Here is a 13,652-nt window from a genome sequence, read left to right on the forward strand (position 1 = left end):
GATTAAATACCTTGTCTTTGCTTGCTTCTTCCTTCTTTGTAAAGTTTTAAAGCTTCTTCATTTTCTTTAGTAGTTGGAATTTCTAAAGTTGGACTATCCCAAAAAGATGATCCTTCTACCCATTTATAAGCATGAGTTTTAATTGAAATAACATAAGTTACATCGGATGCTTTAGCTCTTTTAAATGCAGCTTCAAGATCTGAAATCGAAGTAACGTGTTCAGATTTCGCACCCATACTTTCTGCATGTTTTGCAAAATCTACATCTACTAGACCAGGAGTGTTAGAACTCTTTAATAAGTTGTTATACTCTTTTCCACCTTTGAATAATTGAAGTCGGTTTATAACTGCAAAGCCTCCATTATCACAAACAACTATAATCAATTTATTTTTTGTAATTACTGAAGAATAAATATCAGTGTTATTTAATAGATAAGACCCATCACCTACAAATGAGATTACTTCTTTATCTGGATTAGCCATTTTAATTCCTAATGCTCCAGATATTTCGTAACTCATACAACTAAAACCCCACTCTGTTTCATGAGTATTAAGTTCTCTTGGTCTCCATACTTGAATTACTTCACCTACCAAACCTCCTGCAGCTGTAACTGCAATATCTGTTGGATCAGAATTTCTGTAAATTGCACCAATTACCTGAACATAACTTGGAACTTCCTGATTAGTTGGAGCGCTCTCTTTATCTATATGTTCATTCCATGACTTAAGTTCTGTTTGAGATTTATTATTCCAATCTTCCCCTGCTTTCCAATCACCTAAAGCTTGGGAAAGTTCAGTTAATGAAACTTTTGCATCTCCAACAACTGCTTGTGCTAAGTGTTTGTTTGCATCATATCTTGATACATTGATTGAAACTAATTTGAAATTTTCGTTTTCAAAGTTTGCCCATGATCCTGTTGTAAAATCAGCAAGTTTTGTCCCTATTGCAATAGCAAGATCAGTTTGTTTAGCTAATGTGTTTGTATTTTTCCCTCCAAGTCCTCCAATTTGACCTGCAAAATGAGAATGATCTCTCTTCATTGTTGAATAACCCATTACAGTTTGTGTAACTGGAATATTGTGTTTGATAGCAAACTGACTTAATTCTTCCATTGCATCTGAATAAAAAACTCCCCCTCCAGATATTATAATTGGATTTTTTGAAGATTTAATTTTCTCAGCTGCCTCTTTAATTTGAAATTCATCTGGTCTTGGTCTTCTAATTGTATGAACTTTTTCTTGGAAAAATTCTCCTGGATAATCAAAAGTTTGACCTTGGATATCTTGACTTAACGCAATACAAGCAGGACCACAATCAGCAGGATCTAACATTGTTTGAACTGCTATAGGAAATGATTGAATTATTTGTTCAGGTCTAGTGATACGATCAAAATATCTTGTAACTGGTTTGAAAGCATCGTTTGCAGTTATGCTTGGATTGTTAAAATGTTCAACTTGTTGCAATACTGGATCTGGCATTCTATTTGCATAAGTATCACCAGGTAAAAATAAAATTGGTAATCTGTTACTCATTGCAACTGCTGCTGCAGTAACCATGTTGGTTGCTCCTGGACCAACAGATGAAGTAGCAACAAAAATTTGTTGTCTTCTTTTAGCTCTAGCATAACCTATTCCAGTTAAAGCCATATTTTGTTCATGATGGCCTCTATAGGTTGGTAATTCTTTTTGATTTTCTTCAAGTGCTTGACCCAAACAAGCTACGTTTCCATGTCCAAAAATTCCAAAGACACCAGGAAAGAGTGCTTCTTTTTTGCCATTAATTAATATTTTTTGAGCAATTAAATATTTAACGATTGCATGTGCACAAGTAAGAGTGATTTTTTTCATAATTGGGTTTATTTTTTTTATGTATAATGTTTATATATATTTATATTTATAAATTAAAAAACCCAACTTAGTAAACCTTAAAAAATAAAAATTATGTATAGCAAATTTGGACAATTCATTGATGGAAAATGGCAAGAAGCAGAAAAAAAAGAGACATATGATGTAATCAATCCTGCAACTGAGGAAGTGATTGGAAAAGCATCAAAAGCGTCTTCAGCAGATGTACAAAAAGCACTAAAGTCAGCTGAGAAAGGTCTTAAAGTTTGGAGTAACACTACTCCCTGGCAAAGATCATATGTAATTAGAAAAATTGCAGATCTAATGAGAGAAAAAAAAGATGTTCTTGCTAAATGGTTAACACTTGAAGTTGGTAAACCTCTTGCTGAAGGAGTTGGGGAAGTTGGTGGAGGAGCGGATATATTTGAGTGGAATGCAGAAGAAACAAAAAGAATTTATGGTCAAACAGTTCAAAGTAGATTTCCTGATACAAGAGTCCATGTTTATTATCAGCCAGTAGGTGTTGTAGCTGCTTTAATACCATGGAACTTTCCAATTATTTTGGCTGCAAGAAAAATTTCAACAGCATTAGCAGCTGGTTGCTCTGTAATTTGTAAACCAGATGTAATTACACCTGGTGCAGTTATGGAATTAGTTAATATTTGTAAAGAAGCAGGAGTTCCTGATGGGGTGGTAAATTTGTTATCTGGTGATCCTGCAGAAATTTCAAATGAACTATTAGAATCTGATATTATTAAAAAAGTATCAATCACAGGCTCAACAAGAGTAGGTAAGTTAATATTAAAGAAAGCTGCAGACAAAGTTCAAAGAGTAACGATGGAACTTAGTGGTCATTCACCTTTCATAGTTTGTGATGATGTTGATATGAATAAAGTTGCAGACATTGCTATAACTGCAAAATTTAGAAACAACGGGCAAGTTTGTATATCTCCAAATAGATTTTATATCCAAGAAAATAAAAAAGATGAATTTCTTGGTGCTTTTATGGATAGAGCAAAGAAATTAAAAATTGGAAATGGTATGGATGAAGGAACTATCTTAGGTCCATTAACAACTGCAAAAAGATTAGAGGAAATTGAAAAACTAGTTGAGACAACAAAAAATGAAGGGGCTGATGTTTTAATGGGAGGACAAAGACCTTCTGGTTTTAACAAAGGTTATTTTTACGAGCCAACTGTTTTTGATAATGTGAAAGACGACTTTACAATTATGAGAGAAGAACCATTTGGTCCTTTAGTACCAGTTCTTACGTTTAAAACATTTGATGAAGTTATTGAAAGAGCAAATAATAATGATCTTGGTTTATGTAGTTATTTATACACAAACAACATGGATCAAGCTAATAGAGGATCTGAAATGTTAGAATCTGGTTGTGTTGCTGTTAATACTGGAGCAGTTGCTGTAGCAGAAGCTCCATTTGGTGGTATCAAACAAACTGGTTATGGACGTGAAGGTGGATCAATGGCTATCAAAGATTATCTAAACGTTAAATATACTCACATGGCATTAAAGGTTTAATCATGAGAAAAAATAAAATTAAACAAATGATGAAAGACGGTAAACCCGTCATTAATGGTTGGTGTGCAATTCCAAGTACTGCATCTGCAGAAGCGATGGCACATCAAGGCTGGGATTCATTAACTATAGATATGCAGCATGGTTTAGTTGATTACAGTAATGCTCTTCCAATGCTTCAAACAATTTCGACAACAGATGTCACTCCACTTGCTAGAGTTAATTGGAATGAGCCAGGACAAATAATGAAAATTTTAGATGCTGGTTGTTATGGAATTGTTTGTCCAATGGTCAGTAATAGAAAAGAAGCTGAAAATTTTGTTCAAGCTTGTATGTACCCACCTGATGGCTACAGAAGTTTTGGTCCTGTTAGAGGGTTAATTTATGGTGGTGCAGATTATGCAGATCATGCTAATGAAGAAATTCTTAAATTAGCAATGATAGAAACTAAAGAATCTTTGGAAAATTTAGATGAGATAATGTCTACACCAGGTGTTGATGGTATTTATATTGGGCCTGCAGACTTAAGTTTAGCAATCGGTGAAAAACCTGGATTTGATCGAGCTGAAACTACAAAAGCTTATTCTGAAATTTTAAGAATTCTAGAACATGCAAAGAAAAATAATATTTTTGCAGGAATTCATAATGGTACAACAGAATACGCAACGAAGATGATTAAAAAAGGTTTCGATTTTGTAACAATAGCATCTGATTTAAGAGCTTTAAGTGCTGGGGCAAAAGCAACTGTAGATAAGATGAAAGGTTCTTTGTCTAAAAAAGACGACAACGCTACTTATTAATCAAGTTGATTTAAAAATTCTTCAAACTGATTTTTATCTAAATTAGAAGATTGTTTCTTACCTGGAAACTTTCCAGTCATAGAATCTTTTTTAAATGCTTTAAGAGCTTTAACTCTTTCAACCTTAATTTCATTTCTAAGTTTTAATAAGTTTCCATAAGCTTTAGAATGTCTTGGCGGATTTTCGGTATCACCACAAATATCTTCCATAAATAAATACATCACATCTGCATTTCTTCCAGATCCTAAAGAGACTGTGACAATATCTGTTCGTTTAGAAATTTCTCCCATTACATTTTCAGGTATTACTTCACACTCAGCAGAAAAAGCTCCTGCATCTTCCAATCTTTTAAATTTTTGGAATAACTCATAAGCCTCATTTGCAGTTTTACCAACTGCTCGAAGTCCACCTATCCAAGTTGATTTTCTTGGAACTAATCCTAAGTGACCCATAACAGGCACATCTTCTTTTGCTAGCATTTCTACTATGTCCATACTTCTTGGTGTCATCACTGCATCAGCACCATTTTCTAAAGCTTTAAATGCTCCACGCATAATATCATCTGCTGTAACAAATTCGTTCAAAACTAAAGCTGCGGTTAAAAAAAGATTTTTTGACCCTTCCCTAACTGGAATAACATTTTTAGCATTAGCAATAATCATGTCAAAACCAGCTTTTTCTGCAGCTGATGCTTCATCAACAGTATTTGCAGTAACTTGAGTAAATTTTCTTTTACCTTTGGCTGCTTTTAAATCACCTACTGTGGTTGATCTTTTGGCTGGTTTTGCAGCCCATGTATAGACATTCTTCATTATTTAACATCTTTATAGAGAATATCTCTTCTATCTATAAATCCTTCGAATGTTTTAATAGTAACAACTGATGGTAAAATAAAAATTGATCTTTTATCTTTTTCGTTTCTGATAATTCTAAAGTATCCTTTCTTTATAGCCGTATCAATATAGACATTCGATGTTAAATAAGATTTCTCTATAACTCTTAACAGTTCATTTTTAGTAATGGATTTATTTTTATAATAAGCAAGCATCACCATATGCAACATAATCCAGTGTTGAGGTGTTAAAGAAAACCAATTTAATAACTCATTTGCTAACCTTCCCTCAAAATCTCCAAGTGAAATTTCAGCTAATTTAATTCTTTTTTGTGTAAGTTTTGGAATTTTTTTATCTTCTTCAAAATGTTTTGGATACTTAAACTGTCTTTTCATTTAAATAAACTTAAACTTAATAAGTTTTCTATTCAATACTATTTTTGCTTAGCAGTTCTTTATAAATATTATTTACTCTATGCACTTCTGAAGCTGTATTAAAATATCCTTCATATTCTATTTCATCTGGTGTTACATCGAAATGATAATGACCAGCATCTTTATCATCTTCATAAGAATGAAAATGCGTATGTTCACCAGACTCTCTTAAATTCAATTCTCCTCCAGTAGGGTCTCCAGTCCAAAGTACTGTATAACACTGCAATTTTGGACCAACAGGTTCATAAAATTGAAGAAAATCTTTTACACACTTCATTTGTTTTGGATCATAGTATTCATGTTTAATATCTTTATAATCTGGTTGAACATGAGATCTTACTTTTCCTTCTAAAATTCTAAACACACCTGCAATAGCAATATGCTCATTTTCTTTGAGATTTAAATTATTGGACAAAGAAGATCTCATTGCTTGTGGAAGCGAACCTTGATCACCTGATCTTCCTTTGATTTTTATTTTAATTACTTTTCCTTGTTTACCATCTGTATAATAAATGTTTCCAAGTCCACCGTGTTTTCGTGCGCTATATTTTTCAACAATACATTTTTTATCAGGACTTACTCTTGCAATAATAGATCTAGACTCGTCAGTAATTAAATTTTCATTAATTACTAATTCTCCGCAGTGACCATCCAAACACGACATTGCACCAGATCCAGCACCTAAAGCATAAGATTTTTCTGATCCAATCATTTTAGAAATTTCTTGATAATCAAATTCAGCACCAATAAAATTAGGATCATGCATGTATGGCTCACCACCAACATCTATGATTTTTTGGTTACCGCTAATTCCTTCAGATGGGCAATCCCATTCACGAAGATTAGGACAATCTACAACTTCTACTTCAACATTTTTAAAATTTTCTGAAAGTCCTTTTTTTAATGCACTCGCTATATCTTCAAGTGAATGATTTGAGAAAGTTCCTTTTTCTATTTTTAATTGCATGATGATAATAAGCTATAATTTATTTTGCATATTGTCTATAGATAATATATATAATTTCTATACATAAATAATTTTAAAAAGGTAACGATGATAAATAAAGATTTGAAAGTAGCCGTATTAGGTGCAGGTGCTATGGGCTGCCTGTTTGGAGGATTGCTAGCTGAAAAAGGTTTAAATGTAACTTTAATTGACGTTTGGAAAGAGCACGTAGATACAATTAATAAAGATGGTTTAAAAATGGATGGTCACGGTGGTGATCGTATAATTAAAGTTAATGCTACTTCAGATCCTTCATCGTTAGATAAAATGGATGCAGTGATTGTTATGTGTAAAGCAACTGCATTAGAACCAGCTTTAAATAGCATTAAAAATATTATTGGTGAAAAAACAGTATTCATGTCTTTTCAAAATGGAATTGGTCATGAAGCAATAATTCAAAGTATTGTTGGTAATGAAAAAGTAATCGGTGGAACAACAACACAAGCTTCTAATATTTTAGGACCAGGTCATATAATGAACCATGGCGCATTGCCTTCATGGATTGGTGAATATGAAGGAGGAATAACAGAAAGAATTACAGAAATAGCTGATACTTTTACTGCACATAATTTAGAAATGATTGCAGCTGAAGATGTTAAAAAAAGAAAATGGATGAAGCTTTTTGCTCTAACAGCAATTGGTCCTCTTTCAGCTATATTTGATCTACATCACACCGATCTTTACATAAATAATAAGGCTAATGATGTTTCAAGAGGGCTTGGTAAAGAAATCATTTTAGAGACAAGAGAAGTAGCACTTGCTGATGGAGTTAATGTTTCTGAAGATGAGTGTCTATTTATGTTCAATAAAATTGTAGATTCTATGCAAACTAACAAATCTTCAATGGCTTTTGATGTTCAATACAAAAGAAAAACAGAAATTGATTTTATAAGTGGTGCTGTTTCTAAAATTGGAAAAAAACATGGAGTAAAAACACCTTTAAATGACCTGATGTATAAAATGATTAAGGTGAAAGAAGGTATGTATAGTTAATGCTTAAAATTAATCGATTAAAAAAAATTAAAAGTAATTTTCCTGTACTAGTTGGAGACAAAGTTGTTGAGAAAAAAACTTGTAATTTATTAATTGATGAAATTAGTAAATCTAAAGCTTTTGATGACATGATTATGGGTGGTCGAAGCAGAATTAACAAAGGCTCAAAAAATTTTAATAACTACATTAAATCTTCAAATAATTCTGCAAAACTCTTCCAACTTTTTAATAGCAAAGCATTTTATAAAAAAATTGAAACTCTTTTTTCTAAAAATTTTAAGGATGGATCTTGGACAAATACTCACAAACCAAAAATATTTAATCAAAAGAAATTTACTATTAAAAAGAAATTAAATTCGAGCGAGTTAAAAAAACTATTAGGAAACAATTACACTAACCCAAAAGTTAATTTAGATATTGATTTTTCGGTTTCTAAAGGAGGATACAGATTGCGTCCCCATAGAGATGATATAACCAGATTGTATAATTTCTTAATTTATCTAACAGATATCCCAAAAAAAAATGGAGGATCGCTTACAATCTATAGAAAAAAATCTAAGAAAAATTTAAGAAAAAGTTTCAGAAGATTTCCAAAAATGAGTGAACTAGAAATAGTTAAAGCTTTCACACCAAAGAAAGGAACTGTGGTATTTTTTCAATCAACACCAAATTCTTATCATGGAGTTAAGCGTTTTATAGAAAAAAACTGTCCAAAAAGATTTTTTATTTATGGAAGTTATGCGCTCAATAAACCTGTTATTTGGAATTTTAAAGGAACAGCTTACTATCCACATATCATCAGTACTAAGAAAAAAATGTTAACTTCTTTCCATGATGCAAATTATTTAACAACTGCTCCTAAGAATTGATATTGTTAATAAATTCTACTAGGTTCTATTAATGGCAAATAATCTACAAAAAAAATTATTTGAACAAGGATATTTGAGAGTAAAAAATGTTCTTAACTATCAAAGAGATTTAAAGCCAATCCTTAATGACATGGAATTTGTAATGGATTGCTTAATCCAAAAATTTGCGAAAAAAAAGGATGTAAAAAAAGTTCTTAATTTAGATTTTAAAAAAAAATATTCACATATATCAAAATTAAAAATTGATGATTTAGATCAATATTTTAACACTAGATTACCAAGAGATCACGTTAAGAAAGACAGTGATTATTTTGCTACTCAATCTTTATGGAATTTAATCACAAATAAAAACATTTTAGATGTTGTTGAAAAAATTTTAGGCAAAGAAATCATGTCTAATCCAGTGCAAAATACTAGAATTAAACAACCTGAAAAAAAATTACCAAAAGGATCAATTTTAGATGGTTTAAGTGGAAGAACACCTTGGCATCAGGATGCTGCTGTTCTTAATACTAAAGGACAAAAATTAACAGATATGGTTACTGTATGGATACCTTTTACAAAAACTACAAAAAAAAATGGGTGCATGATTACTGTTAAGAAAATTAATAAAATGGGATTATTAAATCATATTGCTGGTTATAGGGGCCAAGTAGAAATTAAAGACAGCAAATTACTAGATAAAATGGAACATATTCACTTAGAGGCAGATGTTGGAGATGTAATTCTTTTACACAAACATTCAATTCATTGTTCTCTGCCTAACAGATCAAATGATTTTAGAATAAGTGCAGACCTTAGATATAACGTAGCCGGCCAACCTTCTGGAAGAGATCCACTTCCAAATTTCTATGTAAGAAGTAAAAACAAAAAAAATCTTAAAATTCAGAATTTTAAACAATGGTTAGCTCTTTGGGAAAAAGCAAAAGAAAAATGCATTCCACGTAAATATGCCTTTAAATATCCTTTACCAACGTTTAAGAATAGTAAAAGAGATCTTTCAAAATTATTATAAAAAATTAATAAATGAATTCAGTAACTACCCGTGTCTACTCGGTAGACTTTTTTTTAGCAATTCTTGGCTATTCCTTATTTGTTATCATGGACTCTATAGCAAAAGAATTGACAAATTATTATCATGTAACACAAATAATATTTATTAATTCTTTATCGGCCTTACTGCCAATTTTACTTTACACGCAAGTTAGAAATTCCTGGAAAAAAATTAAAACAAAAAACTTTTTTGTACATTTAGTTAGAGCAATAACTTTAATAATTTCAATGGGATTATTTTTTCTTTGTATAAATAAACTTCCACTTACAACTATGTATAGTATTGTCTTCTTTACACCCTTTGTATTAACAATTGGTTCAGTAATCTTTCTAAAAGAAAAAGTAAGCTGGAGAAGATATACGGCAATATTAGTAGGTTTTATTGGAACAATAATTGCAATTGATCCTTTTGGGAAAGAAATAAATAACTATGTGTTATTGGCTTTATTAATACCTGTTTTTTCTTCAGTAGGTCATTTGTTGGTTAAAAAATATGGTCAATCAGAGAGTGTGTATTCATTTTTAATAATTGGAAAGTTAATTTTAATTGTTATTTCAGGTGTGATTACCTTTGAGCTTTATATTCCAATGACTAAAACAGATTTTTTTTTAAATTTTAATGCAGGTTTATTAAGAGGAATGGGAATGATTTTTATTATAAACTCGGCTCGTCATCTTCCAACTTCAATATTTGCAAATACACAATATGTTCAATTATTAATTGGTGCATTGATCGGTTTTTATATTTTTAATGAAATCCCTAGTTGGAATATTTATTTAGGAAATGTTTTTATAATTGGTGCTGGAATTTATATTGTTTTAAGAGAGATAAAACTTTCTAGAAATATTGTTTCAAATTCAATAAGGCCAACAACGATTTCAATAAAAAAGTAAGTTATTCAATTTAAGTTAAAAATATATATAAGTAAGTATGGCTAAAATATTAATAGCAGAGTTTATTAATCAAGACAGTTTAGATGATCTAAATAATACTTTTGAAATCAAATTTGATGAAAAGCTTTGGGAAAAAAAAGAAGAACTTAAAGAAATTATTAAAGATTATGATGGTTTAATTGTCAGAAATAAAACTCAAGTAAATAAAGATATTTTATCTAACGCTAGTAAATTAAAATTTATAGGAAGACTGGGTGTTGGTTTAGATAATATTGATACTGAATTTTGTAGAACCAAAAGTATTCATGTCCAACCTGCAACTGGTATGAATGCAGACTCTGTAGCTGAATATGTAATTTCATCTTCTATGTCTTTAATAAAAAAAATTCCTATGTTTCATCATGGAACGATCAAAGGTGATTGGCCTAGAACAACTATTAAATCTGCTGAAATAAATGGAAAGTGTATTGGAATAGTAGGTTTTGGTACTATTGGCAGAAAGGTTGCTGACTATAGTTTGAAAAATGGCCTAAATGTTTTGGCTTATGATCCTTACATTAAAAAATTAGATGATAATGAAAAAAATTATAAATTATCTTCATTAGAAGATTTATTTAAAAATGCAGATATTGTTTCTTTGCACTTACCTCTGACAGAAGAGACTAAAAATTTAATCAACAAGTCTTCATTCTCTAAAATGCAAAAACAGCCAATAATAATTAATACTTCTAGAGGTGGTGTTGTAAATGAGAATGATCTTATAGACGCTTATAATCAAAATATAATTTCAGGATTTGCATTAGATGTGTTTGAAAATGAACCTATTAAGAAAAATTTATACGAAAGAATAACATCTGAAATGAATTGTATTTTAACTCCTCATATTTCAGGTGTCACAACAGAGTCAAATATTAGAGTTAGTAATTTTATAGTTAAAAAGGCGATAGATTTTTTTAAGTAATTATCTCGTTTAGCTTTACTACTCTTCCAAGTTTAATTGATGTCTCAGCAGCCTCTCCAACAGCAACTGCAATTAATCCATCAATCAAAGATACCTCTGGCTTTAATTTATTTTTTACTGCATTTATAAAGGCTAAATGTTCATAATAAGTTGACCCATGATGATGTCCTGCTTCAAGTATTTTTGGATCTACACTAACACTTTCTTGTTTTGTTTTTCCATCTCTCATACCAATTCTTACATCTGAAGTAGTTTTCCCAGACTCGTTTGAAGGAACTGAAGTTTCAATTTTACCAATATTTCCTGTCGCGGTTAACTCTTCTTGCATTTCAGAATTTTCAGCAAACATACAAAGCTCAAGCATACTTCTCGAACCATTCTCAAAATTAACAATTACGTAAGCATTATCAATAATATCTGGTTTTTTCCCATCATATTCCTCATCTAAATGATTTACATCTTGTCCTCCACTCGCATAAACACTTACGGGCTCACTCTTAACAATAAACCGCATCAAATCAAAAAAATGACAACACTTTTCAACTAAAGTTCCTCCGGTATTTTTTTCAAATCTGTTCCAGTCATTTACTTTTTTTAAAAAAGGAAATCTGTGTTCTCTTATTGTTAATGTTTTTAGGTCACCAATTGTTTTGTTGTGAATTTCTTTGATAAATTTTGAAACAGGAGGCATGTACCTATATTCCATTGCAGTCCAAAATACTGATGGGTAATCTTTAGTAAGTTTTTCAATTTCTAAACAATCTTTTGTATTAGTGCACAAAGGTTTTTCAACCAATATATGTTTATTAGTTTTAATTACATCTTTTAAAATTTCTACATGGGTAAAATTAGGAGATGAGATTATATAAACATCAACTAAATTTTCTTTGATCAGATCTTGATGATTATCAAAGCAAACAACTTCCTTATTTAGTAGTTCTTGACACTGTTTCAAAGATTCTTCGTGAGGGTCTGAAAGAGCAACTACTTCAGCTTCATCGATTAAAGATAAATTTAAAATATGTTCTCGAGCCATTGTGCCAGCTCCAATTATTCCATATTTAATTTTTTCCATATTTATTATCTATCAGTTTAATTAAATAAGTTTAATCAATTGTTAATCCACTTGGTACTTTTTCTGGTTTACCGAGTGGTCTTTGATTTCCACTTTTTCCAGTTAGAGATTGTAAAAAAGAAACTAATTGATCAATTTCTTTTTCACTTAAATCTATTGGTTTGATGTCTATACTTGAAATAATTCTATCCTGTTCTCTTTTGTCAGAAAAAATTACAAAATCAATTTGTTCTAGCCATGGAGCCTTTGGTAAATTTGCATATTGAGGTTTCCAATTTTTATTCATAGCTACTGGATTTAAATGATGTTTAATTATGCCCTTAAGTGTTGGATAAGCACCATTATGACCATAAGGTGCCGTTAAAGAAACATTTCTTAGAGCGGGTGTTTTAAATTTATACATGTCATCCACATCATCTGTTTCAACCATTCTTCCAACATCACGTGCATAAGGATCAAAAGGTCTGGTTCTGCCTGGTCCGAATTGTGGGATACCTATTGAATGAAATTTTTGATCAGATAATAAAGACCCAGAATGACATGAGCTGCAATTAGCTTTGCCATAGAATAAATTCATACCTGCAATCTGATTTGAATTTAAAGCTGATTTATTTCCGTTTAAATATTCATCAAATGGAGAGTCAAAAGATGTCCATTCATGAATTTCAAAAGCTGCAATTGAATTTACTATATGTGTAATATTTATATCTAAAGCATTATCCACATCATCGAAAGCATGTTTAAACATTTCAACATATTCAGGAACTCCTCTTATTCTATGAGCAATTACCGGCCAAACTCTATCAATTCTCATACTGTCTTTACCAACTTTTGAAACAAGTCCTATAATTTCATTTTCACCTGGATTTCCAGCCATTTCAAATTGTCTTGTCATTGGAAATAAAGCTTGTACCGCAACTATATTATCCAGACCTTTTGGAAGCAGTTCTTGTGCTGGGGTATTAAAACCATTTCCAAATATATCAGATTTAGTCACTCTTCCATCATGAAGTAATGTTGTAATATCTTTAAATCCTAAATTCCATAATGCTAAAGCATTTCTTGGAATACGTTTTTTAATTTTATCATCCCCTGATCCAGCTGTTCTTTCTAATCCAATACCGTGTCCACCTTCACCAATTCCTAATGAAAGGCCATCAGATCCTCCTAAATCTTGGCTATGACAAGTTGCACAAGCAATATTACGATTAGCTGATAAAATTTTATCATGAAATAAAAGTCTTCCTATTTTAACCTTTTCCATATCAACTTTATGAAAATCATTACTTGTTAAAGGTTTTGGTAATTCAATCGAATATGTTTTGTTTGCTGAAATTAAAAATGGAATTATAAA

General features: G+C 30.8%; 13 protein-coding genes. 7 read left to right on the top strand and 6 right to left on the bottom strand.

Annotated elements, in window-relative coordinates; translation table 11 throughout:
* Positions 1 to 2: 2 nt before the first annotated feature.
* Positions 3 to 1,847 (bottom strand): 3D-(3,5/4)-trihydroxycyclohexane-1,2-dione acylhydrolase (decyclizing), encoded by a 1,845-nt coding sequence (gene iolD, locus ACTTBN_RS00890; protein WP_440680560.1) that lies wholly within the window; start codon positions 1,845 to 1,847, stop codon positions 3 to 5.
* A gap of 93 nt (positions 1,848 to 1,940) precedes the next feature.
* Here iolD and ACTTBN_RS00895 point away from each other — a divergent pair, with 93 nt between their 5' ends.
* Complete coding sequence (locus ACTTBN_RS00895; protein ID WP_440680561.1) at positions 1,941 to 3,383, top strand: NAD-dependent succinate-semialdehyde dehydrogenase; 1,443 nt, start codon at positions 1,941 to 1,943, stop codon at positions 3,381 to 3,383.
* Between the two features lie 2 nt (positions 3,384 to 3,385).
* A complete protein-coding gene (locus tag ACTTBN_RS00900; protein ID WP_440680562.1) occupies positions 3,386 to 4,180 on the top strand; it encodes an HpcH/HpaI aldolase family protein in 795 nt (264 codons plus the stop codon).
* Here ACTTBN_RS00900 and ACTTBN_RS00905 read toward each other — a convergent pair.
* The 3 genes from ACTTBN_RS00905 to ACTTBN_RS00915 are packed head-to-tail and all read right to left on the bottom strand — an operon-like array spanning position 4,177 to position 6,414.
* Positions 4,177 to 4,992, bottom strand: a complete 816-nt coding sequence (locus ACTTBN_RS00905; RefSeq protein ID WP_440680563.1) for a 3-methyl-2-oxobutanoate hydroxymethyltransferase — start codon at positions 4,990 to 4,992, stop codon at positions 4,177 to 4,179. The genes ACTTBN_RS00900 and ACTTBN_RS00905 overlap by 4 nt on opposite strands.
* The gene (locus tag ACTTBN_RS00910; RefSeq protein WP_440656441.1) at positions 4,992 to 5,408 is read right to left on the bottom strand and encodes a hypothetical protein; all 417 of its coding nucleotides are present in this window, start codon (positions 5,406 to 5,408) and stop codon (positions 4,992 to 4,994) included. The genes ACTTBN_RS00905 and ACTTBN_RS00910 overlap by 1 nt, the downstream gene beginning before the upstream one ends.
* A gap of 28 nt (positions 5,409 to 5,436) precedes the next feature.
* Positions 5,437 to 6,414, bottom strand: a complete 978-nt coding sequence (locus tag ACTTBN_RS00915) for a DUF1907 domain-containing protein (protein ID WP_440680564.1) — start codon at positions 6,412 to 6,414, stop codon at positions 5,437 to 5,439.
* An 87-nt stretch (positions 6,415 to 6,501) separates the two neighbouring features.
* On the opposite strand from ACTTBN_RS00915, the gene ACTTBN_RS00920 reads away from it, so the two are divergent.
* The 5 genes from ACTTBN_RS00920 to ACTTBN_RS00940 are packed head-to-tail and all read left to right on the top strand — an operon-like array spanning position 6,502 to position 11,223.
* Positions 6,502 to 7,446 carry a ketopantoate reductase family protein gene (locus ACTTBN_RS00920; protein ID WP_440680565.1) on the top strand — a complete coding sequence of 315 codons (945 nt, stop codon included), beginning with the start codon at positions 6,502 to 6,504 and terminating at the stop codon, positions 7,444 to 7,446.
* The gene (locus tag ACTTBN_RS00925) at positions 7,446 to 8,315 is read left to right on the top strand and encodes a 2OG-Fe(II) oxygenase (protein ID WP_440680566.1); all 870 of its coding nucleotides are present in this window, start codon (positions 7,446 to 7,448) and stop codon (positions 8,313 to 8,315) included. The genes ACTTBN_RS00920 and ACTTBN_RS00925 overlap by 1 nt, the downstream gene beginning before the upstream one ends.
* A gap of 31 nt (positions 8,316 to 8,346) precedes the next feature.
* Positions 8,347 to 9,330 carry a phytanoyl-CoA dioxygenase family protein gene (locus tag ACTTBN_RS00930; protein WP_440680567.1) on the top strand — a complete coding sequence of 328 codons (984 nt, stop codon included), beginning with the start codon at positions 8,347 to 8,349 and terminating at the stop codon, positions 9,328 to 9,330.
* Positions 9,331 to 9,341: 11 nt separating this feature from the next.
* Positions 9,342 to 10,262: a DMT family transporter gene (locus ACTTBN_RS00935; RefSeq protein ID WP_440680568.1), complete on the top strand. Its 921-nt coding sequence runs from the start codon at positions 9,342 to 9,344 to the stop codon at positions 10,260 to 10,262.
* Positions 10,263 to 10,299: 37 nt separating this feature from the next.
* Complete coding sequence (locus tag ACTTBN_RS00940; protein ID WP_440680569.1) at positions 10,300 to 11,223, top strand: hydroxyacid dehydrogenase; 924 nt, start codon at positions 10,300 to 10,302, stop codon at positions 11,221 to 11,223.
* Here the strand turns inward: ACTTBN_RS00940 and ACTTBN_RS00945 are convergent.
* Positions 11,216 to 12,298: a Gfo/Idh/MocA family protein gene (locus ACTTBN_RS00945; RefSeq protein WP_440680570.1), complete on the bottom strand. Its 1,083-nt coding sequence runs from the start codon at positions 12,296 to 12,298 to the stop codon at positions 11,216 to 11,218. The genes ACTTBN_RS00940 and ACTTBN_RS00945 overlap by 8 nt on opposite strands.
* A gap of 31 nt (positions 12,299 to 12,329) precedes the next feature.
* The gene (locus tag ACTTBN_RS00950) at positions 12,330 to 13,562 is read right to left on the bottom strand and encodes a cytochrome-c peroxidase (RefSeq protein ID WP_440680571.1); all 1,233 of its coding nucleotides are present in this window, start codon (positions 13,560 to 13,562) and stop codon (positions 12,330 to 12,332) included.
* Between the last annotated feature and the right edge of the window lie 90 nt (positions 13,563 to 13,652).

Source organism: Candidatus Pelagibacter sp. HIMB1623 (assembly GCF_052047695.1).
In the GTDB taxonomy this organism is placed as follows: domain Bacteria; phylum Pseudomonadota; class Alphaproteobacteria; order Pelagibacterales; family Pelagibacteraceae; genus Pelagibacter.

Bases quoted from the DNA above. Each gene is read 5' to 3' on its own strand.
- ACTTBN_RS00930 (WP_440680567.1), top strand. From the start codon at position 8,347: ATGGCAAATAATCTACAAAAAAAATTATTTGAACAAGGATATTTGAGA.
- ACTTBN_RS00950 (WP_440680571.1), bottom strand. From the start codon at position 13,562: ATGGAAAAGGTTAAAATAGGAAGACTTTTATTTCATGATAAAATTTTA.
- ACTTBN_RS00920 (WP_440680565.1), top strand. From the start codon at position 6,502: ATGATAAATAAAGATTTGAAAGTAGCCGTATTAGGTGCAGGTGCTATG.
- ACTTBN_RS00935 (WP_440680568.1), top strand. From the start codon at position 9,342: ATGAATTCAGTAACTACCCGTGTCTACTCGGTAGACTTTTTTTTAGCA.
- ACTTBN_RS00900 (WP_440680562.1), top strand. From the start codon at position 3,386: ATGAGAAAAAATAAAATTAAACAAATGATGAAAGACGGTAAACCCGTC.
- ACTTBN_RS00925 (WP_440680566.1), top strand. From the start codon at position 7,446: ATGCTTAAAATTAATCGATTAAAAAAAATTAAAAGTAATTTTCCTGTA.
- iolD (WP_440680560.1), bottom strand. From the start codon at position 1,847: ATGAAAAAAATCACTCTTACTTGTGCACATGCAATCGTTAAATATTTA.
- ACTTBN_RS00910 (WP_440656441.1), bottom strand. From the start codon at position 5,408: ATGAAAAGACAGTTTAAGTATCCAAAACATTTTGAAGAAGATAAAAAA.
- ACTTBN_RS00945 (WP_440680570.1), bottom strand. From the start codon at position 12,298: ATGGAAAAAATTAAATATGGAATAATTGGAGCTGGCACAATGGCTCGA.
- ACTTBN_RS00895 (WP_440680561.1), top strand. From the start codon at position 1,941: ATGTATAGCAAATTTGGACAATTCATTGATGGAAAATGGCAAGAAGCA.
- ACTTBN_RS00940 (WP_440680569.1), top strand. From the start codon at position 10,300: ATGGCTAAAATATTAATAGCAGAGTTTATTAATCAAGACAGTTTAGAT.
- ACTTBN_RS00905 (WP_440680563.1), bottom strand. From the start codon at position 4,992: ATGAAGAATGTCTATACATGGGCTGCAAAACCAGCCAAAAGATCAACC.
- ACTTBN_RS00915 (WP_440680564.1), bottom strand. From the start codon at position 6,414: ATGCAATTAAAAATAGAAAAAGGAACTTTCTCAAATCATTCACTTGAA.